Here is a 26,549-nt window from a genome sequence, read left to right as displayed (position 1 = left end):
AAACGATGAACCTGCTGAACGAGGCGGCCCGACGATATCCGGAGGCGATTTCGTTTTTGGCCGGACGTCCGCCGCAGGCGCACGTGAGCGCCCGGCACACGGGCGCATGGCTCGCGCATTTCATCGAGCGCACGGCGAAATCGCCGGACGACGAAGCGATACGATGGACCGATGCCGGCCAGTACAGCGACACCAGCGGCACGGTCCGCGAGACGGCGGCCGAATACCTGCGCCGCAGCGGACTTCCGATGGCTACTGCGCACGCCTGTGCGGTGACCAACGGTGCGCAGGAAGCATTCGCGATATGCCTCGCCGGGCTCGTGGGTCGCGATGGCGTCGCGTTCACGTCCGATCCGTGCTACATCGGTTTTTCCGGGGCGGCGCGTGTGCTGGGCATCGCGCTCGAGTGCGCACCGGACGACGGCAGCTTCATCGACCGGCTGCATGAGCGTCTTGTGGCGGGCGGACCGCCGGTCGCCTGCGTCTATGTCATTCCGGATTTTTCGAATCCCGGCGCACAGGTGATGTCGCTCGCAGACCGCGAGCGGTTGCTTGCGCTCGCGTCGACATATGAATTCACGATCATCGAAGATGCGGCTTACCGCTACTACCGGTTCAGTGGTACCGCGCTGCCGACGATCAAGTCGCTCGATCGCGACGGCCATGTCGTGTATGTGGAGTCGTTCGCGAAGACGGTGCTTCCCGGATTGCGCGTCGCCGTGATGTTCGCGGACCGGCAGGATGCACAGGCCGTGACGCTTGCCGACCGATTTTCATGGATCAAGAGTTATCTCTCCGTCGCAACCTCGCCGATCACGCAAGGCATGCTGGCGGGTTTGCTGATGCAGCAGGACTATCGACTGGAGCATTGGGTTGCGCCGCGCGTCGATGAAGTCAGGCGCAATTGCGAGCACATGTGCGAGGCGCTGGAGCGCGAGCTGGCTCCGCTGCGTGCGAGCGGCATCGCATGGCGCAAGCCCGAAGGCGGTTTCTTTCTGACCGTCGATCTCCCGTTCGTATTCGACACCGAAGGATTTCTCGACTGTGCACGCGACGACGGTGTACTGGCGATGCCGATGCAATTGTTTTCAACGATGGGTCGCGGGTGCAACCAGATGAGACTCGCATTCAGCAACGTGTCGCCAGCATCGATCGATGCCGGTGTCGCCCGGTTGTCCCGATTCATCGCCCGTCGTTGCGAAGCGACGCGGCCGGAGATGCGGGCGTCGCCATCGCCGGGTTGAGGCGCTCATGGCGGATCGACGATCACCCCCAATAGAGGCAGGAGGCAGCATGGAACCCGAAGAGCCGAAGCAGGACGACCGCGAAGACGACGATCCGTTCGAACACTGGCGCGTGGTGCGCAACGGGCGAGGCGATCATTCGATCTGGCCGAGCATCAAGGCATTGCCGGACGGATGGGAAGGATTGGGCGTCGAGGGCAGTCGTCACGCGTGTCTCGATTGGATCGAGCGGAATTGGAGCGGCCCGTCGCTGTGACCGGTGATGGCACAGAATCCTCGAATGTCGCGGGCCGACTCGCTGATCGCGGCACCGACTCCGCTGGTGACGGCTTCAGGGCCGGGTTTCGAGTTCTATCTGAAGCGCGATGATCTGCTCGCGCCGTGGGTCGGTTGCTCCAAGATGCGTTTTCTTTCGGCGCTGCATCCCGTGATCCGGGCTGAAGGTCACGATGCGCTGCTGTTTCTCGCATCGGCCGGTTCGTCGCTGGTTGCATCGGCCGCGTACGCGTGCACCGCGTGGGGAATCCAATGTCATGCGCTGGTGCAACCGCAAGCGGATACGCCCGGCGCCCGCGCCGCGATCTCGGCGGGGCTCGCGTTCGGCTGCCGCTATGAGCTGATGACGCATGGCGGATCGCTGCGAATGGCTACCTCGGAACCTCAACGCGCACTCGCGCGCCTGCGCTCGAGCGGGCTGTCGGTGCTGGTCATTCCGTTTGGCGGCGATCATCCTCAGGCACGTGTCGCGTACGTCGAAGCGGGATTGGAACTGGCGCGCGGGCTCGACGCGTTACCGGACGCGAACCGGCCGTCACGCGTCTATCTCGCGTGTGCGAGCGGCAGGCTTGCGGCGGGCATTGCCACGGGGCTGGCGGTATGGAACCAGGCGCGGCATGACGCGATGCGCGTGATGGCGGTTGCGGTGTCGCCGGCGGCGCCCACGACACGTGAGGCGTTCGCGCCGATGGTCGACGCGATGCTGGCGAGCGCGCGAACCGTGTGCGCGGGCGGCCTTCCGCAGCCGGAGACCGTGCTTGCGACGATCGAACCGGTCGACGGGCTTTTTGGCGGCGGCTACGGCGAAGCCGTGCCCGAAGCGACGGCGGCCGCGTCCTGGTTCGAGCGAGCGGTCGGCATCCGTCCGGACGAAACCTATACGGGCAAGGCACTCGCCGTGATGCTGTCGCGTGAGCGCGAGGATTTCAGGGCGCTGCTCTGGCTTTCGGGCGGTATCCGGCGTCCATCGGAGCGAGCGATTGACGAGGGCGATGCCGACCGTTTGTTGGTCCAGCAGCAGACGGCGGGAAATGGTCGATGAAGCGATTTCTGTTTCTCGCCGACGAACACATCGGCCATACGCATGCATCGATCGGCGTCGCACGCCGGCTTCAACGGCGTGGGCATTCGGTCGCGTTCGTCGGTGCTCGATCCGCACAGGCGATCGCCGATGCCGGATTCGCCTGCGAGCGCGAGGAGTGGATGGATGGACCGGGCGCGGCGGTTGAGCATGCGTCCCGCTGCGCCGGCAGGCTCGCGGCACTGCAAGACTGGCTGCGTGTCGCGGCCGGCGGCGCAACGCGCGTCATAGAGCGGCATGCACCGGATCTGCTTCTTTTTCAGCCGTTTCTTCTCGAGTTTTATCCGCTCTTTCATCGGCTCGGCGTCCCGGCAATTAGTTTCAGCACCAAGCCGCTGTTGAGTCCGGATCCGTTGGTTCCACCGTATACAAGCGCGACGGTGCCTCACGACGCCCTGTTCGAGCGCTGGAAGATCCGGTGCGAATGGTGGGGCGCGCGGGCGCGCTATGCCGCCTACCGCGCCGATTGTGTCTATCAGCAATGGCGAACGGGCGTGTCGCATCGTAGCGCGATGCTTGCCGCCGCGAGCGATACTGGATTTCCGTTGCGCGCCGAGAACGTGACGCGGCCGCTTCCGATCGATGTCGCGTTTCGATCGGTGCCGGAACTGGTGCTGCACGCGCGCGAGTTCGATTTTCCTCGTGTGAACACGCTGCCGGCTCGCATCGCGTATCTCGGCCCGTGCGTCGACACGGACCCAGTCCGGACGAACGCGTGTGCAACGCCACCCGGGGCAGGACCACTGATCTATTGCCACTTGGGCACGGTCGGTCGTCAGCAGGGGCACATGAAGCGGGATCTGTACCGTCAGGTGCTTGCAGCGTCTCGCCTAGCAACGGATTGGCGATGGCTCATCTCGACCGGCGACGAAGATACCGCGCGATGGCTGCGCGGACTTGCGAACGTGAACGGCCTAGGCATCGACATTCGCGTTTGGGTGCCGCAGATGGCCGCATTGTCGCGCGCGGACGTCGCGATTACGCATGGCGGCGCCAACTCGGTGAAGGAAGCGCTCCATTACGGAATTCCGTTACTGGTGCTGCCGCAATCGGCGGATCAGCCGGGGCTGGGCGCAAGAGTTGTGTATCACGGCGTGGGCATTGCCGAAGATGTGCGGCGATGCACGCCTGAACGAATCGCGCAACACGTGGGCGACCTGCTCGAGAACCCTTCGTATCGTGCGCGCGCGCTCGAGTTCAGCCGGATTTTTGCACGCTACGATCGCGACGAGGTGGCCGAGAACATGCTCGAGCAATACGCGGTCGGGCGCCGCGCTGGGCGGTGACGGCAATCGATCGGGCGAGCGCGAACGTGGCCTGCGCTTGGGAGTATGTCCGCCGAAGCGGCGGTGTCGGGCCGAACACGCAAATGGCCGACGTCGATGCGAACTGCATGAACCGCCAGCTGCCGGCCGTTCATGCTGCGCCGCGTCTCGTGCCGGAGAGAAAGGGGAGGGCGATCAATACAGGCCGTCCCGCTCGAGGGCGAGAAACAGGCGACGCACCGTTCGATCATTGAACGAACCGCCGCGCCGCTCGATCAATTCATACCGCACGTCGCTGGATGGGTCGCGTCCCACGAAAACCTGACGGATGCCTTCGCCGGCGATCACGTCGGAGTCGATGAGGACGTGACGGATGCGCAACCGCTCGATCGCGGCGTCGAGGTCCGACACGGCGAGCGCGATATGCTGGATACCTTGACCATGTCGGGCGATGAACCGGCTGATATGCGAATCCGCGCCGATGCCTTGGACCAGCACCACAATGGAGCGTCCAGCCTGGAGGACGGCGGAACGCATCCCCGTTCGATCGCTGGCGGTGACACGACGCTCGACTTCGCGAAATCCAAGTGCACCGCAATGCCAACGTAGCGCCGAATCCAGATCTTCGACTGCAAGTGCCACGTGATCGATCTCTATCACCAGATCGTGCAGCACGTTCATGGGTAAATTTTCAGCTTCGGATAGCGAGTCGGTCTGCATTGTCACTGCCTCTGTCGTCGAGGTTTCAACGGCAGTCGATCGACGAGCCCTGCGGCGGACGCGGTGGCATCCACTGCTGATCCCCGACATGACCGTCAATTGAAACGGCTATTGCAATGGCATTTCACACAACAATTTAGCTGCTCCTAACGGAAAGAGATTACTCCAAGAATCAGCGGCCACAAAGCAGATTTCAGCGAATTTATGCACGGAGAGCGCGTAACGGATCCGCGTCACCGGGCCGAGAAAGGTTCGCGGATGCGGACGTTTCAAATGGCGTCGAGACACGAATTCAATGCGTTTCAGGAATGCGGTTTTTTCTGAATTTCATAACCGCGCATTCGCCATTTTTCCAGCGCGCGGGCGCCGGTCGCACACGGCTGACTACCTCCGGCCATACGACCTCCGACGGCCCTATCGATTCGTCATTCACGATTCTGGATCGTCGCCTAATGTTGATTTCCTAGTAGGTGCAGTAATTCATGGCCGGGTGAACGCGCACGTAGCGTGGCAAGGTCGGCGTCGCCCGCCTCGTGATCTGACAGACGTGCGATCGGCGCGCGATCTGCTATGCCCAGCTTTCCACGTCGCCGGGCTTTGCACGGTGTGACGCGTGGGGAATAACTATTCGGCCAACGCCTTCAAGACTTACTTTCCGCAGGTCGCCGATCGAATTTGGGCGTAATTTCCCGGGCGCCCGGGTCGGTTAGGGTTTGCGTGGCGCTTCAGCGTCTATCAGGTGTCAAACGACACAAAGTTGTCCGGGAAATTGACTTAAAGTCGTCCCATAGGCAAATTCGGGAGCGCGTGATCTTGAAAAATCATTATTTATCAACGCGTTGTCGAATCATTGACGTAAAGTCGTCCCATTTAGCTGGAAGGCCGATGCCTTCAATGGCGAGATCTTGAGGCGGTTTTGCCGCGATGCCATGCCGATACGGTTGACTTGAGCGCCACGCGGCAAGTTCAGCCGGGCGCGCGAGAGCCGGGTGCAGGTGATAGGACTTGTACGGTCGCATGAACGACACGAGGCGATGCCATATCCAGGCTGACGTTGTTAGATCCTCCTGCAGCCAAGCTATCAACTGGTCGGTCCATTCGGCGTATGCGATCGCAAGAGGGCGATCCGGGCTATGTGCGAGCCAACCGGACAGACCCAATGCAGGCGTCGAGAGCCGGTGAACGCGATCGCATGTGCGAGCGAAGCCGAGCCAACTCAAATGCCATCCGAGGGCTGTCACTGTCTCGATGCTGACGGCATTGGTGGCGATGGTGAATTGCTGACGGCACAGCGTGCTCCACGCTGGCATATCGATGTTGCGAAGTGTGTGCCCAAAAAACGCGTCCTGAAATTGCAAGAGTGTTGACTCGAGTTCAAGAAACCGCTGCGTAAAGTGAGGCCAGTTCATCTGGCTGAAGCGAGGCCGGCCAGGCTCGGGTGAATCGGGTTTGGGACCGCGTGAGTCCGTGGAGGGCCGGGGTTGCCTTTCCAACAGATCGGGAATCATCGGCGGTGGAGTATCGTAAAGTCGGTTCGACATGCGTAGGTGGGCCGTGCGGCGAATCGAGGCTGCGCGATTGCGTTGCGCTGCTAGGAACTGGCCCGTCTGGGGATCGTGCTGTCGACGCGAGAGTTCCGAAAGGCGCGTGGTGGATTCGGCGACGTAAGCTTGCCACCTGCGCAGAATTCGAGCCGAGCGTCCCGATATCGGCGTGCATCGCCCAGCAGGCTTGTGCAAGTCCGGTACCCATTGCTTGCCGCATCGCACACAGACAAGTGGATACTCCGCCATGTTGCCCTGAAGCGTGTATTTAATGGGCCGTGTGCAACCGGGGCAACCGAGCCTGAGGGCGCGTTGATGCAGTGGACAACGCACGATGAAGCGCCACTGAAACCATGCGGCGTGAAAACCCTGCTGCAAGCATTCGCGACAGTAACGGAGTTCGGTGCTCGCGTTGGTAAGTCCGGGCGTGCTGTAGCAGAATGCGGTTGTCACGTCTGTCGGAGAAATCTGCAGCAGATCACCCAATCGTGCTGGGTCGAATCGATCGGCACGACGCAAATCTACGCCGTTTGTGGGAATTTCCTTCGGCGGCAGGAGGACCAGATTTGATAGTTCGTGCAACGTCAGCCGATTGCATAAAGAAAATTTCGACAGGCGCATCCACATGGATTCGCCGGCGGTGCTCCACTCGGGGCGTGACGTGAAGCGTGCTTCGGCAATGCTCTTCGCCTGCCAGAGAATCGGCGTTTCGTGTTCTTCTTGGCGATCATCGCGCATGATCCGTCACCTGCTGATTGCAGACAACGTGGTACTGCCGGCTTTCTGTGCCAGGACGTACCGACTGCGTTCGACCATCGATGTCCAGAACGGTGTATCGAAAGTCAACGTTGGGCTATCGCTAGCACTGCTAATCAGTAGAGAGGCTTCAGCAGCCGCCGTGAAATATTTCATGGGGATTTCGACCGGCCCGTCCAGCTGGGCCTTGATGTGGGCATCCTCGAATGCATGCCAGAGAGCGCCCGCGGAGTCCAGCATGCGCAAGCCGGCGTCATAGGCCTGAGGAACATGGAAGCGCGTATAGCACCAACCGGATGCCTCGGGATACTCGCCCTGATCATATGCCTTCAGCACGGCCCGACATTGTGCCGCTGAGGTGATGCCGCGAAACGCCAGCTCTTCAACCATAAATCGTGCGACGATCTGGCCTTTGTCCTGTGCCTGAAAGGCAGATTTTTGCGCGACCAGCTGAGATTGGCCAACCAAAAACACGAACAGACGCAATCCGTTGCTTTCCAGTTCATCGTGCAGGTCCCGCAACCATTCATAGTGAAGTTCATGCAAATTCTGGGCCTCGTCAGCAAACAGCACGATCCGTTCATCGCCCTTTGTATCGGCCACCTGTCTCAGTTTGTGCAAGAGCCGTCCGCGCAGGGCGGCCTTGGAGGCACCACTTTGCGCTGGATGATTCGCGGCGTACAGGAGGGCCGAGAAAAAGCTATTCTCTGAAGGTGTTTGCGATCGGGTACAGCGCATCTTGTAGATCGATAACCTGGGATGACGCCGCTCAAGATCGCGACGAATGAACTCGATGGCATAGGTCTTCCCGATACGCGGTCGCCCATGGATTAGCGCTCCAGTGATGTACAGCAGCAAACACTCGTCGACTAGAGCTCGAAAGGCAGCGATCGATGGCGTCGGGATCCGATAGGTGCGACGGCTGATCGGATGGTCCTCCAAACTTGCCGGTCGCGGTTGGGCGATAGCCATGAGTCTCCTCGAGTTATCGGTTTTGCACCGTCAGGTCACCGAGGTCGATAGGCGTTTGGTCGTCTTCCGATTGCTGTGATCGTGCGGCGGGAAGACTCGTTGCCTGGCTGGGTTCTTCCATCTGTGCGAGTTGCATCACTACGGTCCCATCCTTGCGGCTGCGTTTGGATGGATGACGTTGAGATTTCGAGAGCACTTGAACCGGATCCTGTTCGCCCGCGAAAACGAATCGGCCGAGGCGGCGCTGACGTAAAATATATCGACGCAAGCGCAATGTATGACGGCTGTATCGCCAACCGTCCAGTACGCTCAACCGACCCAACTCTGCCCCATTGGTCAGATACGCCCATGCTTCACGCATGTCGGTGGGGTTTGGATAAACCCGAATAGGTTGACGCAATAACCCGGTTGTTCGCTGAAGGACTTCGCTGCTGTAGCGCGCGCCATACAGGCTGATATAAGGTGCGGTGCCGCTTGCGACGCTACCTCGGACAGTGCAAAGATGAACCGACTGAAGTTGGTGCAGCCGGGAGCGTAGAAAAGTCGGCAGGGTTCGAACCGGTACAGTGTGATGGTCGAGCGCCAGGCGGAGTGCTTCAAGCGGGGTTCGTCCATTCAAGCCATCGTGTGGCGTGCAATGGTAGTTGGCGATGGTGACATCCAGCAGCTCTTCGAGTTCGTCAATCGTAATCAGTTGATCGACGGCCGTTTGCCTACCTTTCTTGCCGACGGGATCATTGGGGTGACGTCCTGTCGTGCCGTGCACCCTACGGGACATCCTGTCGGTCAGCGTCAGGAAAAAGCGTTCTATAAAGGGACGTCCCGTAGGTTCGCCAACGGGGCCTGCTTCCATTCGACAGCCGACGAACTCACAGACAGGAGCAAAGGTATCTTCGGTAAGGTGCGAGGCCGCATTGTCGACCTTCAGGACGTCCCAGCAGGCGTAGGCCAGTTCGGGTAGCTCGGAGACAAATCCCGCACCCTCCCGGTAGCCGAGGCCGGGAATCGTGAACTGATCACGTTTGCGTCGAGGGCGGAACGCATTCTGCAGCGTCGCGAGTACGTCGTGGTGATCGTATTCGGGCGCCGGAACAACGTGCCATCCAATCACGGCGCGGGTGCAGACGTCGATCATCGTTATCACAAACAGACGTTCGGTTTCGAGATCAACGCTGATGCCGGAAGGCTCGGTGAAACGCACACGTAGGCGCAGGTCCAGCTTGTGGCCGTCAAGCTCGATCACAGAGAACGGTCTGGCCGCCATTTGCCACGCGCCGTTGTCGCGCGGCAAGCGTAGGGGGATGCGATCCTCGAGCCGGCGCTTGACCCACCTCGCGAAAGAGCGATACCCCTTCTCGTCTTGGTTTAGAGGGTAGTCGGCTTCAGTTAGCCCGGCTTCATGGCATGCCGCGATCAGTTTGGAATGCGTTACGGTCAGGCCGTACAAGCGATTCGTCTGAGTCAGTCCTAAGCGGCCACTGCCAATCTGCCGTTCGATGATTCGGGGGAGTTGCGGCAAGTGCTCAAACAATTGCCCGACAGCGCCGGTCAGGCCGTGGGGCGATGTCTGGCGGTCCGCCCGCTTGCTTCGTCGATAGGTTTTAGCGCGTGCATGCGGAATAAGTCCCCGGAACCCCTGGATCCGGCCGTCAGTGTGTGCGGCAAGGCAGCGCGTGAGCAATCGTGAGAGGAAGCGGACGTCGATTTTATGGTCTCGCACGATGTCCACAATCGGCGCGCCGTTCAGGTAGGCCAGTATGGCTTGCTCACGTTGTTGGTAGATCGTTCGTCGCGATGAATCGAGCGCACCCGGATCCACGGACGGCCACGCCTGGAGGTTGGTGAGCGGTTCCGGGATGTCGCTACGTCGCACGATGCGCGGCCTTCGAGTACTGCTGTATTCGGGAGTTCAGCGTCCAGAGCTGAGTAACCAGATCGGGACTCAGGAGATCACCTGCGTGCAAGCCAGCAATGGCGGCAGTACGAATCAAAATCGGATCGTATCGGGTGAAGTGTTGCTCAAGCTCGAGAAACGATGCTTCTCGTTCGAAGAATGCGACGACATCTTTGGCCAGGGCGGCATCAATCAGGCGCATTCCGGTGTTCAGATAAGGTAACAATGTCATCCAGTTCTGGATCCAGATGCGGTGTTCGTCAAGATCGGCTGGCAGAATGGTTTGAATCAAAAGAGAGGAGGGCGTACCAACGGAAGAATCCTCATGAGGCGTCGATTCGCTGGCGAGCTCGAGTGCCAGACATTGGGGGTGGCCATTGAGCAGTAGCCAGAAAACGGCACGTGAATCACGTTGATTAGATACGAGGGCAGGCCGCTCGCAGTACGTCGTGACAGCCGGATTTGCTTCAAGCATGACCCAGAGTCGAACTTGATTAACCGAAGTGAGTACCAGTGTGCGTTGCAGCTTCGGCGACCAAACATGATGAAGCGTCTGCTTCGGCAGCCGGGAAACTGCCAGGGGTTCGGGTGGCTGCATGGCGACTATTCCGGACCAGCGATATGGGTCTACTTTAGGTCAAATTCAGCAAAATGGACAAGTTTGTGGCAATAAGAATTGACGCAAAGTTGACCAGCGCTGCTCGCTGCGCCTTATAAAATGGTCTTTGGGGGGGGACGACTTTGTGTCATTTGACAGTAGCCTGGTGGGAACTGTCGCGAAATCAGCCGATCCGGATGCCCGATCCGGGGGCTGGGGCAGGTTGCTGCCACGTGCGGAGCAGAGCCCCTTCGACTGAAAATCAGCATGAAAAGTATGAAGGATTGGCTAGTATGGATGAGGATACCCGGCTCCCCTGCACGTTGTGCCTTGCGCCTCCTGGCAGCCCCCCGCCCGATCGGCGCATGCCCGCGTCGATGGCAACGCGGCGGCCGTGCGAGGACGCGGACGCTGATGCGGACCCGAGACGTTCCGGCATTCCGGCGGAACCAGGCACCGGGCTGCGCGAAAGGCGGGCGTGTGGCGTCCGGCTGCGAGTCAGACTCCGGTGTGCTGCGGGTTCCCGGGCGCCCGCTGGACCTTGCCCGGGGGTGGGGGTGATGTATGACGACGGTGCTGCTGGTGGACGATGAGCCGGAGACGCTGGCGGCCTGGGAACTGTGCTGCGAGCACGACGGCTACGAAGTGAAAGCCGCAGGCGATGGCCAGGCGGCGCTGGCCGTCCTGACGACGGGCCCGGTTGACGTGGTCGTCGCCGACTGGCGGATGCCGAAAATGTCCGGCAGCACGCTCTGCCATCACATCCGGAACACATCCGGTCTGGCGGGGACGGTTTTTATCCTGGTGTCGGCCGAGTCAACTCCGCCCGCTTTTGTGCAGTACGACGGCTTTCTACGCAAGCCCGTCGATGTGCCGGAGCTGCTGGCGACGATGCGGCGCCTGCTCGCGGAGCACGCGGCCGACGGTGCCGCCGCGCACGGGCACACTGCGTCGCGTCACTGATACCGGGACGTGCAAGGTATCCATTCGATCCCGGCAGGTGCCCGGGAAACAGCAGGCTGGGCCTGGGAGGCGCCCGAAGGGCAGCGGGGAACACTCTGTCCACGCATGTGCGTGCACCGCGTCGCGTCTCACGGGAAGCCGACCTGGGAACGGGTGTCGTCGACGCATGCCTGCAGGTTCTGGTCCGGGCACCACGCAACCGTCCGATCCCATGAATACAGAAGATACAGAAAAAAGGTGGTCCTGGCTGAGGCCGATATCGCGCGCTTGGGTGGGAAGGAATTCGTGGTGCTGCTGCCGCAGTCGGCGCTCGAAGCGGCCTGCGCGATCGGCGAGCGTGTTCGGGCGGCCATCGCCGGCAGTGCGTTCGAGGTCGGCCTCGGGCGGTTGATCGAGGTCACGGTCAGCGACGGGGTGTTGCGGTTCGGCCGCGACGGCGACACGATCGACGCCATGTAGCGCGTTGCCGACGAACGTCTCCATCGCGCGAAACATAAAGGCCGCAACTGCGTGACAGCGGCGTAGCGGCAATTAGCTTGAGCAATCACCGGCGGATCACTCTGCAGGGAGACTTTCCCGACCGCTGACGGACGTCAAGGTCCAAATCCTGACAGCACTCCGAATAAGGCAGCTTTTCGTCCCCTGCTTGCCTGATTGCGCAAACAGGCCATTGACTACACTCACCACATTGACCTTAAGAGCCACGGCAAGCGCGGTGGCCATCGTCAGCAAGAGGACCGCAAGCCAGTGCTGGCGCGCTGGGTTCGTTGAGCGGAGTGCGGAAAACAGGGTTAGGGCGAAGTTGCCTCGGCACCGTTACACGGACGGAAACGGACAACCCGAACCTGCCGTTACCGCGAGATTCCGGCTCGACCGACCCGATGGGAATCGTGCACCCTCTCAGGGCACGCACTTCATTAGCGGCATGAGCGGAATCGGCGGACCTCAGCGATAGAGCTAGAAAAAGAGCAAGGAAGAGGCATGACACTTGCACACCACGGGCCCTCCACAGAGGGAGAACTGCGGCAGTGGACCGGGAGCGCTGAAAAACGATGAGATTGTGAGGTCCGTTCGGGAGCTTGGTGCGAGCTACCGTGCCGAGCGCAGTGAGTTCAGCCGAGGGTGCGACGTCGGTCGTTCCAGATCTTCAACGCCCGTAGGAGCTGCGAATGCTGCCCGCGACTGACCAAGAAACCAACGACATTATCGAGTACATGACGTGGCAGGCGCCCGACCTCACTGTCGAGATGGTACAGAAGGTCTATTCGGAGAACGTTTTACATGTCTGCCACGACGTCTGGGACGTTCATACCAACAACGACCGGTGGTGGGTCATAACCTCTCCGACAAACCTGTATTCGCAGGAGCAGTTTCCGAACATGGACCTCGCGCTGACGTTTCACGTTGGGCTGTGCCTGCGAATTCCTCGGAGCGAAAAACAGAAGCTCTCCGCGCTCCCGGTCGAGCCCTTTGCTGAAGCGTATCGCTGCCTCGACGAAGCGTCGGACGCACTGAAGCACGCGCAGGAAGTCGCCGATTGGCGACGATTGCCAAACCCGACTGACTGGCGTGTAACTCCCGAGACGGCGCGCCTGCTTCAGCACTGGCGGCACCACAACTTCAGCAGCATCCGCCCTTTCTTTTGTCAGGTCGAGGCAGTTGAAACGGCGATCTGGCTCACTGAGGTCGCGCCCCAGGCAGGTAAGGTGGGGGAGGGGTTTCTTGAACACCTCGCCAACGCCAACAACGACGCCAACCCGGAACTCATGCGCCTCGCCTTAAAGCTTGCAACGGGCGCGGGCAAGACTACCGTGATGGCGATGCTCATCGCATGGCAGACCATCAACGCGACGCGTCACCCGCAGAGCAAGCGCTTCACGCGCGGCTTCCTTGTAGTTGCACCCGGCATCACGATCAAGGATCGCTTGCGCGTCTTACAGCCGAATGATCCGGACAGCTACTACGCTAGCCGCGAATTGGTTCCAAGCGACATGTTGGAGGACGTAAACCGCGCCAAGATCGTCATTACCAATTACCACGCCTTCATGCTTCGCGAGCGTATCGACCTTTCCAAGGGCGGACGCTCCCTGCTTCAAGGACGTGGCGACGAACTGAACACCCTCGAAACCGATGGACAAATGTTGCAAAGGGTCATGCCCGATCTAATGGGCATTAAAAACGTTCTCGTGCTGAACGATGAGGCGCATCACTGTTACCGGGAGAAGCCTGGAGCGGATGACGAGGACGAACTCAAAGGTGATGACAAGAAGGAGGCGGAGAAGAACAGAGAGGCTGCCCGCGTGTGGATTTCCGGCCTTGAAGCGGTAAACCGCAAGCTGGGCGTGGCGCGTGTCATCGATCTCTCCGCGACTCCGTTCTTCTTAAGCGGTTCAGGCTATGCCGAAGGCACGCTCTTCCCGTGGACGATGAGTGACTTCTCACTCATGGATGCCATCGAATGCGGCATTGTGAAATTGCCGCGTGTCCCGGTGGCCGACAACATCCCTGGGGCCGAGATGCCTATGTTTCGCAATCTCTGGGAACATATCGGCAAGAAGATGCCGAAAAAGGGGCGGGGCAAGGGCAATTCGCTTGACCCTCTGAGCCTACCGCCGCAATTGCAGACTGCGTTGGAAGCTCTTTACGGTCATTACGAGAAGACATTCGAGCTTTGGGAGACGGCAGGGATTCGCGTACCGCCGTGCTTCATTGTGGTCTGCAACAACACATCCACGTCGAAGTTGGTCTACGACTACATCTCGGGCTTTCTCCGAGAGAACGATGACGGATCGAAGACCCCTATTGCCGGCCGCCTGGCGCTCTTCCGCAATTTCGACGAACACGGAAACCCGTTTCCGAGACCAAACACACTGCTGATCGACAGCGAACAGCTCGAATCAGGGGATGCGTTGGACGACAATTTTCGCAGCATGGCGGCTGATGAGATCGAGCGCTTCCGTCGCGAGATCATCGCGCGCGGCGGCAAGGCGGCCGAGGAGCTGCAGGGGGGCAAGGAACTTGCGGACGCAACGCTGCTTCGCGAAGTCATGAATACTGTGGGTAAGCATGGCCAGTTGGGTGGATCGATTCGCTGCGTTGTCTCCGTTTCCATGCTGACGGAGGGCTGGGATGCCAACACTGTGACCCATGTGCTGGGTGTGCGTGCTTTCGGCACCCAACTCCTGTGCGAACAAGTGATCGGGCGCGCGCTGCGTCGCCAGTCCTACGACCTGAACGAAGACAATCTCTTCAATGTGGAATACGCCGACGTGCTTGGTATTCCATTCGACTTCACTGCCAAGCCAGTCGTAGCACCACCACAGCCGCCGCGCGAGACCATCCAAGTCAAAGCGATGCGGCCCGAACGAGACGCACTTGAGATCCGGTTTCCGCGCGTTGAAGGCTATCGCATCGAGTTGCCTGAGGACCGTCTCTTGGCGGAATTCAATGATGACTCGGTGCTGGAACTCACGCCGGACCTCGTCGGCGCTACCGAGACTCAAAACTCCGGGATCATTGGGGAAAGGTCGGACCTCAATCTGGTTCATACCGGTGACGTGCGACCTTCGCAGGTTCTGTATGAGCTGACATCGCACCTTGTCCTGAACAAGTGGCGTGATCCGGGCGAAGACGCCAAGCTCCATCTGTTCGGCCAGCTCAAGCGCATCGGCAAGCAATGGCTCGACGGCTACCTTGTGTGCAAAGGCGGCACATATCCGGCGCAGCTCAAATACAAAATGCTCGCCGATATGGCATGCAACAAGATCATCGCTGGCATCAACCGCAAATTCGTGGGCGAGCGGCCCATCAAGGCCGTGCTCGACCCCTACAACCCCACCGGATCCACTGCGCTTGTCAATTTCAACACCTCCAAAACTGATCGATGGGAGACGGACGCACGCCGCTGTCATCTCAACTGGGTCATCCTCGACAGCGACTGGGAAGGTGAGTTCTGCCGTGTCGCTGAGTCTCACCCGCGTGTCCGTGCCTATGTCAAGAACCATAACCTTGGCCTCGAAGTCCCTTACCGCTTCGGCTCTGAGGCGCGCAAATATCTGCCCGACTTCATCGTGCTGGTGGATGACGGGCATGGCGATGACGACCTTCTGCACCTCATTGTCGAGATCAAGGGATATCGACGTGAGGATGCAAAGGAAAAGAAATCCACCATGGACACTTACTGGGTGCCCGGCGTGAATCACCTCGGCACACATGGCCGTTGGGCATTTGCCGAGTTCACGGAGGTGTACCAGATAGAAGCCGATTTTAAGGCCAAGGTCGAAAGCGAATTCAACAAACTGATCGAGTCCGTCGCCGCTTCGACGGTTGTAGAGGAAAAGTAACTATGGCCAGAACCCTCACCGCCAAGACCGTCGAAGCGCTCAAGCACGACGAGGCTACGCGGAAGAACATCCCCACCGCCGAATATCAATCGGTGATGCAGAAGGACGAGCAAAGCCCAGTGCGCGTCGCGTACGGACGTCGCAACCGCGACCTCGACCCGCAGCTCGTCTGGCGCGGCAAGGACGAGCAGGACTGGAGCGACCTCGTCGTTCACGCCCCGCCGCTGTACATCCAGGAAAAGGTCCACCCCAAGGCATTGATCGACGACTTGTTGAGTGAGACGCGGGAGCGCGAACACGAAGCCGGGCAGACCACCGCAGATCTCTTTGCCGACTTCAACGGCATCCCCAAGGGTGTAGACAAGACGGAGTTCTATCAACACGACCAGAACTGGTCGAACCGCATGATCCTCGGAGATTCCTTGCAAGTGATGGCGAGCCTAGCCGAGCGCGAGGGCCTGCGCGGCAAGGTGCAATGCATCTACTTTGATCCGCCCTACGGCATCAAGTTCAACAGCAACTTCCAGTGGAGCACCACCAGCCGCGATGTGAAGGACGGCAACGCCCAGCACATTACCCGCGAGCCGGAGCAGGTGAAGGCGTTTCGGGATACGTGGCGCGATGGGATTCACTCCTACCTGACCTATCTGCGGGATCGGCTGACGGTGGCGCGGGATTTACTAACGGATTCGGGATCAATCTTCGTCCAAATCGGGGACGAGAACGTGCATCGAGTGCGCATGCTCATGGATGAGGTGTTCGGCGACAACAATTTCATCGCGCAGATATCGACGAAAACCTCTGGCGGTTCTACCGGCGTCTATCTTCCGGGGGTAACCGACTACGTCCTGTGGTACGCCCGAGATCAAGAACAAACCAGGTACCGCGCGCTCTTTGGCTCAAAAGAGTTAGGCGAGGATGGCGCCGAGAAATACAGCCGCGTTCGTCTCGCGAACCTAGAGCGACGGGGCCTCAACTCAGTGGTGCGCGCCCCCAACGGGGAGCTGCCTGCTGGCTCACGTGTGTATCGCCAAGACAACCTGACTAGCCAAAGTGTTGGTCGGGAGAAGGGAGAAGGGGCCGCTTCTTGGTTCCCAGTGTCAATTGAAGGCAAGGAGATTCGGCCTTCGATCAAGGTCCGGTGGAAAACGAACGAAGCTGGTATGAGGCGCCTGCTTTGTGCTGAGCGAGTTGAGGTGACCGGCAACAGTCTGGCGTATGTCCGGTACCTTGACGACTTCAGCGCGTCGAACTCAAACAACGCATGGCTGAACATCGGTGGCGTTCAGAGTCGGGCTGATCCGAAAGTCTACGTAGTCCAGACACCAACAACGCTCATACAACGCTGTATCTCGATGACAAGCGATCCCGGCGATCTTGTCCTTGATCCTACCTGCGGTTCCGGCACCACTGCTACAAGATCAAGCGTGGGCGGCAGTTATCGCTGCCCGCAGCCAAAATCCGCAGTGGCGCCCGGTCGGGTGCGCTGTACGCGTACCCCCGGGAGAAGTCGGTTCAGCGCTTCATGGATCAGGTGCGTCGTCTTACAAAGCGATGTGTGCCGCTTCGAACGCGGGAGCTGATTGGACGGCTCAATCCCATCCTGCGGGGCTGGGGGCACTACTACAAGCGCTCCCACGTCCGGCGAATCTTCAACCGGCTCAACCGATGGATCGTGCGGCGCATCTGGTCGCATCGATTCAAGCGCTGGCGCAACATGGGCTGGAAGGTCTTGCCCGAGGCGCGGCTGTATGGCGAGTTCGGGTTGGTCAATCTTGTGCAACTGATACCTTCTATTGCGTCTCAGCATGCTGCATCTTCGTGAAAGCTGCATGCCGGAAAACGGCACGTGCAGTTTGAGCGGCGGACGGAGGCCAGCGCGTCAGCGCGCCTCCTCCGACCCAACAGCGACGAAGCCTGCGAACAACGCCGGGCAGCCGGCTGCGGAGTGGGTGGAGCCAAGGGCGGGGACCAAGGGGAACACGGGTCAGCCGCGCACGTGCCGGGCGCAGAACCGGGCAAGCGTGTCACAGGGGCTGGAACGTGTACGGCAAGCTGCGAGGCAGCGGAAGAAGGAGCGGTTCACCGCGCTTCTGCACCATGTCACGATCGATCGCCTTCGGGAGTCGTTTCTTGCGCTCAAACGCAATGCGGCGCCCGGGGTGGACGGTGTGACGTGGCGGTACTACGAAGCAGGACTGGAAGAACATCTCCAGCGTCTGCATGCGCAAGTACGGAGCGGAGCGTAGCCAGGAATGGCTAGTCCGTTTCATAGAGCATCGGATCGGCGACCAGCGCATCATCCGCCTTGTGCGCAAGTGGCTCAAGGCGGGCGTTCTGGAAGACGGGGAACTGAGCGTCAGTGAGACCGGTACGCCCCAGGGAGCGGTGGCTTCACCACTGTTCGCGAACGTGTACCTGCACTACGTCTTTGATCTCTGGGCCAATCGTTGGCGACGAAAGGAAGCCAAAGGCAACGTGATCATTCTGCGGTACGCGGATGATATCGTGGTCGGCTTCCAGCACGAAGACGACGCGCGGCGCTTCTGGGACGCGATGCGAGCGAGGCTGGAAGAGTTCTCGCTTGCGCTGCATCCGGACAAGACGAGGTTGCTGGAGTTTGGCCGCAACGCAGCGGGCAGACGAAAGCGCTACGGCCTTGGCCGGCCGGAGACTTTCACCTTCCTGGGTTTCATCTTTATCTGTGGGCGGTCTCGTCGTGGTGCCTTCCAGCTACAGAGGAAGACCCGAGGGGATCGTATGCGGGCGAAACTCAGGCAGATCAAGGAGGAACTTCGGAGGCGCATGCATGAACCGATTCCAGTGCAAGGGCAATGGCTCCGGCAGGTGGTTCGCGGGTACTTCGCGTACCACGCGGTGCCCACCAATTCACGGGCACTCAGCGCATTTCGATATCACGTCACCAATCTCTGGCGGCGCACGCTCCGGCGACGCAGCCAGAAGGATGCCATGACGTGGGAGCGAATGTCGCGGATCGCCAATGCCTGGCTCCCGCGCCCTCGAATCCTTCATCCGTGGCCAAACGAGCGATTTGCCGTCAAACACCCGAGGTAGGAGCCCGGTGCCCGAATTGGGCACGCCGGGATCTGTGCGGGGGGTGTTCAGTAATGAGCATCCCTACCGCGATCCGACCGAACCTCGAAATATCGGGTCGACGCACCGTTGCAGTGACGGTTTTGCTTCCACTCCGAACGAAGTAAAAGCATCACTTCCCCTCAGTCCAAATTAAATCCGTCACTTCGCATCGCGAGGTGCGTCCGGCAAGCTTAACCGTTGATTTCGAAAGGCAAGGTCAACGATTAGCGCTGCGTCGAAGAGTGCTGTCGGCCGAGTCGTTGCGTGGCGATTTTCCACCGGGCACGTTTCGGCGCAAAACAGTGCTATTCTGATAGGAATACGTATCGTAATCTTGCGGTTCGGCAGGCACATTTGTAACCGGAACCGCGCTTCCTCAGTTCATCACTGACTTCGTGAACGGCGGCTGTCGGGAAGGCACGCCAGCCTCTTGTCGACCCGCTTGAGCCACTCGAACCAGATTTACGACAGGCCGCTGGGCGGTCCACATGAGACGGTCGACGATGACGCGTTGACATGCCGATCGTGGCCGGTTCCGCCGCAAATCCTTGTCCGTCCCCCCACCGCAAGTGGACGCGCGGCACAACGGAACGCTTGGGTGTGTCACGGGCCGGCCGCTAAAGGCTGTCAGGCATTCGTCGGCCGACCAACGTCGGCCGGCGTCTTTATCCAACCTCAAGACTTTTAGATTGCCGCCGATTACGTTGCTCATCGGTATTTTCCCTATTCGGGTTACCTGTTCTTGACGGTCAACGCTCTTGTGAGCAGACTGTGTCGCAGATGAGCAGGTCTCTTGATCGCTTGTCCGGCAGCAGGGTTGCTGCCACAACTTACGTCGGCTATGAGAGCCCTCGACATACGCAAATCGCGTAGTCGGGGGCTTTTTGCATTTCTGGAGACAAACTTGCAGATCTCACAATCCACGCGCGAAGCAGCTTCTGCGCAGGGCACGCTGGTAGCGAGCGTCCAGATGGAACCTCGCATCGGGGAAAAAGCGGAAAACGTCGCGCACTCGATACGCCTGATTGAAGAAGCGGCAGCGGCCGGCGCGATGCTGGTCGTGCTTCCGGAACTCGCCAATACGGGGTATGTGTTCGAGAGCCGGGAGGAGGCGCTCGAACTGGCCGAACCGGTACCGGAAGGGGAAACCTCCTGCGCGTGGATAGATGCCGCGCGCTCGCTTGGCATCTATGTCGCTGCAGGTATCGCTGAGCGGGAAGGCAGTCGGCTGTACAACTCGGCGTTACTCGTGGGCCCGGACGGCTATATCGGCACGTATCGCAAGCTCCATCTCTGGAATGAGGAGAACCGGATTTTCGAGCGCGGCAACCTGGGTCTGCCGGTGTTCGAAACCTCCATTGGCAAACTCGCGATCGCCATCTGTTATGACGGCTGGTTTCCTGAAGTCTACCGGCTGCAGTCGGCGAAGGGCGCCGACATTATCTGTGTCCCGACGAACTGGGTACCAATGCCGGGTCAGCCGGAGCAGAGCGCTGCGATGGCGAACATCCTTACCGTCGCAGCGGCGCACAGCAACGGTGTCAGCATCGTATGCGCCAACCGCATCGGCGTCGAGAGGACGCAGCCGTTCATCGGGCAGAGTCTGATTGTCGGCGCACAGGGATGGCCACTTGCCGGTCCGGCCAGTCCAGACCAAGAAGAAATCCTGTACGCCCGAATCAACGTCGAACAGTCCCGCAAATCGCGACGGCTCAACGCCTTCAATGAAGTACTCAGCGACCGTCGCGACGACGTGTACGACCTCATGCTAGGTACGGGCTGGCCAGTGCCGCTGCGCTGACCTTGCACAGTTTCACCAACCACAACCCAACGGAGACATCCACATGAACCTCGCCAAAACCCTGCGGCCGCTTAGCGTAATTGCTACTGCGGTGACCATTTTCTCCGCCGCTCACGCCGCGGAACCCATCAAGATCGGTGTTGCGGTTGGCTTGTCTGGTGCCAACAGCGTGGTTGCACCTGCCGTAGTTCAGTCTTCACAGCTTGCAGTAGATGAGATCAATGCGGCTGGCGGCATTCTGGGCCGCAAAGTTGAGCTTGAGATCGTCGACGATGCCTCGGGTGCGGTTGGCGCCCAGAAAGCCTTCGACACGTTGGTATACGAGAAAAAGGTCGACGCAATCATTTCGATGGAAACCAGCGCAGCGAGAAATGCCGGCTTGCCGATCGTAGCGCGCGGTCGCGTTCCGTTTATCTACACCTCGTTTTACGAAGGTCACTCGTGCAGCCCATGGATGTATGTCAACGGCTGGGTGCCCGAGCAACAGGTCGCGCCGATCGTCGACTACATGATGAAGACCCAGAAGGCCAAGTCGTTCTTCCTGGTGGGTAGCGATTATGCGTTTGGCCGTGGCATGCTTGGGTTCACCCGAAAGTACATCGAGCAGCACGGTGGGAAGGTTGTCGGCGAGGAATATCTCCCGATCGACGGCACCGAATGGACACCTATTCTCTCGAAGATTCGTGATGCAAAACCTGACGCTCTGATCAGCGCAACGGCTGGTGGAGCCCCTAACGTCTCGCTGGCCAAGCAGTTGAAGGGCGCAGGCCTGACCGTTCCCTACGGCAACCTTGCCATTGATGAAGGGACGGCGAAGACTATGGGTGACGTTGCCAATGGCATGTACATGTCCGCGTCGTACCTCACGAGCATCGATAACAAGCAAAACAAGCATTTCGTCCAGGCCCTGGACAGCCAGTTCGGCGGCAAGGTGAAGACACCGAACGAGTTGTCCGAACCTCAATACGAGGCCTTCTATCTGTATAAGGAGGCCGTCGAAAAGGCTGGATCGACTGACGCATCCAAGGTGATCAAGGCGCTTCAGGATGTGTCTTTCGATGGTCCGCGAGGTCCCGTGTCGATGGACAAGAGCCGGCATGCTCCTCTTTCAATGCGGCTTGGCCAGGTTCAGCCCGACGGTTCGATCAAGATTCTGCAAACGTTCGATCGCGTCGATCCCGGCGCGCAGTGCCCGAATATCAAGTAACGGTTCGTAACTATATGGAGACTGGTCGAGACGTCAGCGTGGTCGTCCCACGCGTCTCGGCCGATGGAGACTACGATGGGCCTGTTATTGGACGTGGTAACGACTGCAGCCGTGCTGTTTATCGTGACAGCCGGACTGATGATGATCTTTGGCGTGATGAAGATCGTCAATTTCGCGCATGGAGCACTTCTGACGCTTGGCGGTTATGCAAGCTTTGTGATTACCCAGCTCAAAATCAACCCGTGGGTCGGGTTGCCGCTTGCGCTGGTGGTAGGGGCCGCTGTGGGGATGATTGTTGAGAGGGTGGTCGTACGGCCACTTTACAAGCGGCCTCTCGACGCAATCCTCGCGACATGGGGACTTGGCATCGTAATCGGGCAGTTGATCACGATGATTTTCGGCCGCGGCGTTCAGTTTGTCGAATCGCCGATAAATGGCGCGTTGCCGATCGCTGGCACCGAATACTCGACCTACCGCCTGTTGCTCATCCCGATCGCGCTCGGGATCTGGGGTGCGACGAGCGCCCTGCTCAACCGGACGCGCTTTGGCGTGAAAACGCGTGCAGTCATCATGAACGAAGACCTGGCAAAGGGTCTCGGGATCAATTCCGAACGTATTCGTTTTGTGATGTTTGGACTCGGCGCAGGCCTGGGCACACTTGCCGGCGCGCTCATCACTCCGTTGTCGAGTGTAGATCCTGGGATGGGTCTGCCATGGCTTGTCAGTGCGTTCCTGCTTGTGATGGTCGCAGGCAGTTCGATGACCGGCCTTCTTCTGACCTGCCTCGTGTTCGGCGCATGTCAGGTCCTCGTCAGCACATACGTTAGCCCCGTATTTGGGGGCGTCACGATTGCGGTTCTGGCCGCCCTGACGCTGCGCATTCGTCCGAGGGGGTTCTCCCATGCTTAACTTCCAAACCTTGTTGGGCCGAGCGAATCGTCCAGCAACAGAAGGTCGTCGTGATCGCAGTCGTGGCCTGGCCGGTCTTGGCGTGATCGGGATCCTGCTCGTTGCCGCGGGCCCGTGGGTGTTTGACACTTATCTGTTGAACGTGCTCATCAAAGCGTTCTTCTTCGCCATTGTCGCACTCACGGTCGATGTGTTGTGGGGATACACGGGCTATCTGACCTTCGGGCAGTCCGCGTTCTTTGGCGTGGGCGCGTATGCCGCCGGACTCGTGTTTACCCACCACGGGTTTTCGGTCGGGCACGCCATCGTGGCCTTTGTTCTCGCGGTAACCGTCGCGGGCGCAATCGGCGCATTTATAGGTTGGCTGTCCTTTTACCGGGGAGCGTCGCCCTTCTTCGCGACGGTCATCTCGCTCGTCTTGCCAATCGTGTTGGTCCAGGCGTTGCTATCCGGGGGCGAATGGACGGGCTCCAGTTCCGGGCTGACTGGATTCGACACGTTCGATCTGTCACTGGAGGCGTGGTACTGGGTCGCGGGTGTGGCACTGATCGCCGTGGCCGTTCTGGCATGGGTGATTGTGCGCAGCGATGGCGGCCGCGTGCTTACCGCAATCCGCGACAATGAATCACGATGCTCGTTTCTTGGTATTAACACGTCGATTGTGAAGATCGCACTTCTCGTTGGTGCAGCTGCGATCGCGGGCGCCGCAGGCTTCGGTTATGGGACGTTCAGCGGCGTCGTCGCGCCTGAACTTACCGGATTCGTATTCGGGACTGAACTGATTATCTGGGTCGCGTTGGGTGGACGAGGCACGCTGTGGGGACCCATGATCGGCGCTGTGCTGATCAACGTCGCCACCGCGTACCTAGGCGGGAGCCTTCCATTCGCGTGGCAGCTTATTCTCGGCGCGGCGTTCGTGATCGTTATCGTGCTGCTGCCGCAGGGCCTGGTGCCGGTGCTGCTCAAACCGTTCGGCCTCGGGCGGCAAGCAGCATTTCGCCCGCAATTGGCGGAGCGCCCCGTGCAGAAGATTGATACACCCACCGACGAGCCTGCATTGGTGATGACGGGTGTCGAGAAGCATTTTGGCAGCCTGAAAGTCCTGCAAGGGATTGACCTGCGCGCTGAAGAAGGGGAACTGGTCGGCCTTATCGGTCCGAACGGGGCCGGTAAGACAACGCTGATGCGTTGCATGAGCGATGGCGCCGAACGTTCTGCCGGCACCGTTCGCCTGTGCGGAAACGACATTCGTCAACTGCCCCCGGATCGTTGCGTGCGATTCGGATTGGGCCGGAAGTTCCAGAATGCCAACGTGTTCGAGAGCCTGACTGTTGCCGAGTGTCTGCGTATTGCGAGCGCTCGCGTCGAATCGCCGTCATGGTTCCGCCGGGCGGGAACCCTGGCATTGCCAGCATATGCGCTCGATGTCGTCCGTACCACTGAACTGGATCGGAAGCTGGACCTGGTTGCACACGATCTCTCGCACGGAGAACAGCAGGCGCTTGAGCTTGCGATGGTGCTTGCGTTGGAACCGCGGATTGTGCTGCTGGACGAACCTACTGCCGGACTGACCAAAACGGAACGTACGCAGATCGGCACAGTGCTGGCGTCTCTCGCACACCGCCACCACCTGTGCTGCCTGCTAGTCGAGCACGACCTGGATTTCGTCGAGAAAATCGCGACCCGCATCGTCGTGCTGCATCAAGGACAGATCGTCATGCAGGGAACCTTCCAGGAGGTCGTCAATTCCGACCTTGTCAAGACCATCTACGCAGGTACTGCGCACGGTGACGCACCTCCGCCTGCGTCGGCCAATCAATCGGGAGAATTGTCATGACCGACGCCGCACTGCAAGTCAATGACGTAACAAGTGGATACAAGGCCTCGATCGTCCTTCGGGATCTGTCCTTGTCGATTCCGAAAGGCGAGGCTGCGGCTTTGCTTGGCAAAAACGGCATGGGCAAGACTACTTTACTCAAGACGATCATGGGCTACCTGCCGAAGAAGCGCGGCGCCGTGAGCATGGGTGGTCAGGATGCGACGCGATTGACACCTTTCCGGATCGCCCGCCTGGGGGTTGCCTACGCCGCACAGGAAAAAGCCCTCTTTCAGGATTTGAGCATCTACGACAACCTGCGTCTCGGCCTCGAAGCCGACTCCATGTTTGAAGAGCGCTTTGAAGACGTCGTCGCGCTCTTTCCCGTGTTCAAGACACGCCTTCGCCAACCTGCGGGCACCCTGTCGGGCGGCGAACAGAAAATGCTGCTAGTCGCGCGCGCTTTGCTCATGAAACCTTCGATCGTGCTGCTCGACGAAATCACAGAGGGCTTGCAGCCTTCGGTGATTGACCGCATAGCGGAGGCATTGCTGTGGGAGCGCAAGCGTCGGGGAACCACGATGCTCATCGTCGAGCAAAACGTACCTTTTGCCTTGAAGGTTGCCGACCGCTACCTGCTCATGAAACAGGGTGAAATCGTCCAGCATGGTGACGCCCGGGATGCAGGAGCGGCAGACACCATTTTCGAACACCTCAAGGTATAACGAGCGCGCTCGGGCGCGACAATGAACATGTCTACCAATATCTATCAGCCTGTATCAGCGTTGGCGCTGCTCCAGCGCTTCGCGAAAGACCCTGCGACACGACGCGAATTCTTGGCCGAGTGCCGGGAGCGAATCCGCGTGCTTGATCCTCAACTGCAGGCCATGACAGCCGTGCTCGACGCGGCTGAGATAGTCGTCGAGGCCGAAACGGCGAGAGGTTCGCTGAGTGGCTTGCCGGTCGTGGTCAAGGATATTTTTGACACATATGACCTGCCGACCGCCTATGGTTCGAAAATTTACGAAGGACACCGTCCAGCGTCAGATTCCGCCGTGGTTACGCAATTGCGTCGCGCCGGCGCCCTGGTTCTCGGCAAGACCGTGACCTGCGAGTTTGCGTACATGACGCCCACGTTGACGCGAAATCCCGCTGCCCCGGATAGGACCGCTGGAGGCTCTTCCGCGGGCTCAGCCGCAGCCGTTGCTGCCGGCTACACTCCGTTCGCGATTGGCTCTCAAACGGGCGGGTCAACTATCCGGCCGGCATCCTACTGCGGTGTCGCCGGGTACAAGCCCACTTTCGGTCTCATCCCGACTGTGGGGATGAAGTGCTTCTCTTGGTCGTTCGACACGGTCGGGCTGTTTGCTGCCGGCGTAGGGGACGTGGCATATCTCGCGCAGTCCTTGAGCGGGCTTCAACTGGAGATTGCCGCGCTTGCAAGGCGACCAGTTATTGGCGTGCCCGAGTCGTACCCCTGGACCCAACCGACCGCTAACGCAAACCGGGCGCTCCAGCGAGCTGTCGATGCGGCCGAGCAAGCGGGCGCAGAAATACGATCAGTCAGGTTTCCGCCGTGGATGTCCGAATTGATTGACGTGCATCACGTCATTCAATCGTACGAGTCTTACCGGACTCTAGGGTTCGAGTATGACGGACATCGAGGGCAGCTGAGCCCGATGTTGTGCCGATTTCTGGAAGATGCGTCTAAAGTGACGATTGAGGAATACCTCACCGCATGTGATCTGACCGAGGCTACGAAAGCGGATCTGGCGCGTTGGTTCGAAGGCGTTGACGTGTTACTCACGCCGAGCGCGCCGGACGAAGCGCCGCTCGGATTTGAATCGACCGGTGACCCGGCGTTCAATCGGAACTGGACGTTGCTTGGCGCTCCGTGCGTCAGTGTCCCCGGTCTTCGCGGGGATGGCGGCGCACCGATGGGAGTGCAAGTGATTGGTCGCCGGTTTGATGATGCCCATGTTCTGCGCGTTGCTGCGTTCATCGAGAGCGCGCTGACGGGAGTACGCGTGAACAGATCAAAGGTGGATTTCTGACTGCATCCCG

The 26,549-nt window shown here is 59.9% G+C and carries 21 protein-coding genes; 16 read left to right on the top strand and 5 right to left on the bottom strand.

Translation table 11 applies throughout. From position 1 onward, the window contains the following. Window positions 1-5 precede the first annotated feature (5 nt). From KHO31_RS25250 to KHO31_RS25235, 4 genes are read left to right on the top strand one after another with little or no spacing between them, the layout of a single operon-like run. Window positions 6-1,244, top strand: coding sequence for an aminotransferase-like domain-containing protein (locus KHO31_RS25250; protein WP_201078739.1), 1,239 nt, complete (start codon window positions 6-8; stop codon window positions 1,242-1,244). Window positions 1,245-1,293: 49 nt separating this feature from the next. Next, a complete protein-coding gene (locus tag KHO31_RS25245; protein ID WP_201078741.1) occupies window positions 1,294-1,500 on the top strand; it encodes an MbtH family NRPS accessory protein in 207 nt (68 codons plus the stop codon). A 24-nt stretch (window positions 1,501-1,524) separates the two neighbouring features. Next, window positions 1,525-2,562 (top strand): pyridoxal-phosphate dependent enzyme, encoded by a 1,038-nt coding sequence (locus KHO31_RS25240; protein ID WP_201078743.1) that lies wholly within the window; start codon window positions 1,525-1,527, stop codon window positions 2,560-2,562. Continuing rightward, complete coding sequence (locus KHO31_RS25235; RefSeq protein WP_201078745.1) at window positions 2,559-3,887, top strand: nucleotide disphospho-sugar-binding domain-containing protein; 1,329 nt, start codon at window positions 2,559-2,561, stop codon at window positions 3,885-3,887. The genes KHO31_RS25240 and KHO31_RS25235 overlap by 4 nt, the downstream gene beginning before the upstream one ends. A 174-nt stretch (window positions 3,888-4,061) precedes the next feature. Here KHO31_RS25235 and KHO31_RS25230 read toward each other — a convergent pair whose 3' ends face one another. The 5 genes from KHO31_RS25230 to KHO31_RS25210 all read right to left on the bottom strand — a co-directional run bounded on the left by KHO31_RS25230 (window position 4,062) and on the right by KHO31_RS25210 (window position 10,350). Next, on the bottom strand, window positions 4,062-4,676 hold the full coding sequence (locus KHO31_RS25230) for a VOC family protein (RefSeq protein WP_236071460.1): 615 nt from the start codon (window positions 4,674-4,676) through the stop codon (window positions 4,062-4,064). A 734-nt stretch (window positions 4,677-5,410) separates the two neighbouring features. After that, on the bottom strand, window positions 5,411-6,868 hold the full coding sequence (locus tag KHO31_RS25225) for a hypothetical protein (protein WP_201078749.1): 1,458 nt from the start codon (window positions 6,866-6,868) through the stop codon (window positions 5,411-5,413). 6 nt (window positions 6,869-6,874) lie between these two features. After that, window positions 6,875-7,858, bottom strand: coding sequence for an ATP-binding protein (locus tag KHO31_RS25220; RefSeq protein ID WP_201078751.1), 984 nt, complete (start codon window positions 7,856-7,858; stop codon window positions 6,875-6,877). Window positions 7,859-7,871: 13 nt separating this feature from the next. Then, entirely contained in the window at window positions 7,872-9,731 is a 1,860-nt protein-coding gene (locus KHO31_RS25215; protein WP_201078753.1) for a DDE-type integrase/transposase/recombinase, read from the bottom strand. Beyond that, window positions 9,721-10,350 carry a hypothetical protein gene (locus KHO31_RS25210; RefSeq protein WP_201078755.1) on the bottom strand — a complete coding sequence of 210 codons (630 nt, stop codon included), beginning with the start codon at window positions 10,348-10,350 and terminating at the stop codon, window positions 9,721-9,723. Before KHO31_RS25210 ends, KHO31_RS25215 begins: the two co-directional genes overlap by 11 nt. A 564-nt stretch (window positions 10,351-10,914) precedes the next feature. On the opposite strand from KHO31_RS25210, the gene KHO31_RS25205 reads away from it, so the two are divergent. From KHO31_RS25205 to KHO31_RS25150, 12 genes are all read left to right on the top strand, one after another. Then, window positions 10,915-11,313 (top strand): response regulator, encoded by a 399-nt coding sequence (locus KHO31_RS25205; protein WP_201078757.1) that lies wholly within the window; start codon window positions 10,915-10,917, stop codon window positions 11,311-11,313. A 237-nt stretch (window positions 11,314-11,550) separates the two neighbouring features. Continuing rightward, window positions 11,551-11,772 carry a diguanylate cyclase domain-containing protein gene (locus KHO31_RS39455; RefSeq protein ID WP_328822577.1) on the top strand — a complete coding sequence of 74 codons (222 nt, stop codon included), beginning with the start codon at window positions 11,551-11,553 and terminating at the stop codon, window positions 11,770-11,772. A gap of 710 nt (window positions 11,773-12,482) precedes the next feature. Continuing rightward, entirely contained in the window at window positions 12,483-15,656 is a 3,174-nt protein-coding gene (locus KHO31_RS25195; protein WP_236559940.1) for a BPTD_3080 family restriction endonuclease, read from the top strand. Between the two features lie 2 nt (window positions 15,657-15,658). Next, entirely contained in the window at window positions 15,659-17,239 is a 1,581-nt protein-coding gene (locus KHO31_RS25190) for a site-specific DNA-methyltransferase (RefSeq protein ID WP_201078759.1), read from the top strand. Next, complete coding sequence (locus tag KHO31_RS25185; RefSeq protein WP_201078761.1) at window positions 17,182-17,481, top strand: group II intron maturase-specific domain-containing protein; 300 nt, start codon at window positions 17,182-17,184, stop codon at window positions 17,479-17,481. The genes KHO31_RS25190 and KHO31_RS25185 overlap by 58 nt, the downstream gene beginning before the upstream one ends. A 398-nt stretch (window positions 17,482-17,879) precedes the next feature. Beyond that, window positions 17,880-18,731, top strand: coding sequence for a reverse transcriptase domain-containing protein (locus KHO31_RS25180; protein WP_456238762.1), 852 nt, complete (start codon window positions 17,880-17,882; stop codon window positions 18,729-18,731). Between the two features lie 931 nt (window positions 18,732-19,662). Further along, the gene (locus KHO31_RS25175) at window positions 19,663-20,553 is read left to right on the top strand and encodes a nitrilase family protein (RefSeq protein ID WP_268963577.1); all 891 of its coding nucleotides are present in this window, start codon (window positions 19,663-19,665) and stop codon (window positions 20,551-20,553) included. Between the two features lie 43 nt (window positions 20,554-20,596). Next, window positions 20,597-21,760: a substrate-binding protein gene (locus KHO31_RS25170; protein WP_201078765.1), complete on the top strand. Its 1,164-nt coding sequence runs from the start codon at window positions 20,597-20,599 to the stop codon at window positions 21,758-21,760. Between the two features lie 75 nt (window positions 21,761-21,835). After that, a complete protein-coding gene (locus tag KHO31_RS25165) occupies window positions 21,836-22,669 on the top strand; it encodes a branched-chain amino acid ABC transporter permease (RefSeq protein WP_201078767.1) in 834 nt (277 codons plus the stop codon). Then, window positions 22,662-24,506: an ABC transporter permease subunit gene (locus tag KHO31_RS25160; protein ID WP_201078769.1), complete on the top strand. Its 1,845-nt coding sequence runs from the start codon at window positions 22,662-22,664 to the stop codon at window positions 24,504-24,506. The genes KHO31_RS25165 and KHO31_RS25160 overlap by 8 nt, the downstream gene beginning before the upstream one ends. Further along, window positions 24,503-25,210 carry a branched-chain amino acid ABC transporter ATP-binding protein gene (locus KHO31_RS25155; protein WP_201078771.1) on the top strand — a complete coding sequence of 236 codons (708 nt, stop codon included), beginning with the start codon at window positions 24,503-24,505 and terminating at the stop codon, window positions 25,208-25,210. Before KHO31_RS25160 ends, KHO31_RS25155 begins: the two co-directional genes overlap by 4 nt. A 21-nt stretch (window positions 25,211-25,231) precedes the next feature. Next, window positions 25,232-26,539, top strand: coding sequence for an amidase (locus KHO31_RS25150; protein ID WP_201078773.1), 1,308 nt, complete (start codon window positions 25,232-25,234; stop codon window positions 26,537-26,539). Window positions 26,540-26,549 lie beyond the last annotated feature (10 nt).

The organism is Paraburkholderia domus (assembly GCF_905220705.1).
Classification (GTDB): domain Bacteria; phylum Pseudomonadota; class Gammaproteobacteria; order Burkholderiales; family Burkholderiaceae; genus Paraburkholderia; species Paraburkholderia domus.
Note: the sequence above shows the minus strand (reverse complement) of the source record. Positions and strands in the feature narration are given on the sequence as shown.

Bases quoted from the DNA above. Each gene is read 5' to 3' on its own strand.
- KHO31_RS25250 (WP_201078739.1), top strand. From the start codon at position 6: ATGAACCTGCTGAACGAGGCGGCCCGACGATATCCGGAGGCGATTTCG.
- KHO31_RS25245 (WP_201078741.1), top strand. From the start codon at position 1,294: ATGGAACCCGAAGAGCCGAAGCAGGACGACCGCGAAGACGACGATCCG.
- KHO31_RS25240 (WP_201078743.1), top strand. From the start codon at position 1,525: ATGTCGCGGGCCGACTCGCTGATCGCGGCACCGACTCCGCTGGTGACG.
- KHO31_RS25235 (WP_201078745.1), top strand. From the start codon at position 2,559: ATGAAGCGATTTCTGTTTCTCGCCGACGAACACATCGGCCATACGCAT.
- KHO31_RS25230 (WP_236071460.1), bottom strand. From the start codon at position 4,676: ATGTCGGGGATCAGCAGTGGATGCCACCGCGTCCGCCGCAGGGCTCGT.
- KHO31_RS25225 (WP_201078749.1), bottom strand. From the start codon at position 6,868: ATGCGCGATGATCGCCAAGAAGAACACGAAACGCCGATTCTCTGGCAG.
- KHO31_RS25220 (WP_201078751.1), bottom strand. From the start codon at position 7,858: ATGGCTATCGCCCAACCGCGACCGGCAAGTTTGGAGGACCATCCGATC.
- KHO31_RS25210 (WP_201078755.1), bottom strand. From the start codon at position 10,350: ATGCAGCCACCCGAACCCCTGGCAGTTTCCCGGCTGCCGAAGCAGACG.
- KHO31_RS25205 (WP_201078757.1), top strand. From the start codon at position 10,915: ATGACGACGGTGCTGCTGGTGGACGATGAGCCGGAGACGCTGGCGGCC.
- KHO31_RS25195 (WP_236559940.1), top strand. From the start codon at position 12,483: ATGCTGCCCGCGACTGACCAAGAAACCAACGACATTATCGAGTACATG.
- KHO31_RS25190 (WP_201078759.1), top strand. From the start codon at position 15,659: ATGGCCAGAACCCTCACCGCCAAGACCGTCGAAGCGCTCAAGCACGAC.
- KHO31_RS25185 (WP_201078761.1), top strand. From the start codon at position 17,182: ATGGATCAGGTGCGTCGTCTTACAAAGCGATGTGTGCCGCTTCGAACG.
- KHO31_RS25180 (WP_456238762.1), top strand. From the start codon at position 17,880: ATGCGCAAGTACGGAGCGGAGCGTAGCCAGGAATGGCTAGTCCGTTTC.
- KHO31_RS25170 (WP_201078765.1), top strand. From the start codon at position 20,597: ATGAACCTCGCCAAAACCCTGCGGCCGCTTAGCGTAATTGCTACTGCG.
- KHO31_RS25165 (WP_201078767.1), top strand. From the start codon at position 21,836: ATGGGCCTGTTATTGGACGTGGTAACGACTGCAGCCGTGCTGTTTATC.
- KHO31_RS25160 (WP_201078769.1), top strand. From the start codon at position 22,662: ATGCTTAACTTCCAAACCTTGTTGGGCCGAGCGAATCGTCCAGCAACA.
- KHO31_RS25155 (WP_201078771.1), top strand. From the start codon at position 24,503: ATGACCGACGCCGCACTGCAAGTCAATGACGTAACAAGTGGATACAAG.
- KHO31_RS25150 (WP_201078773.1), top strand. From the start codon at position 25,232: ATGAACATGTCTACCAATATCTATCAGCCTGTATCAGCGTTGGCGCTG.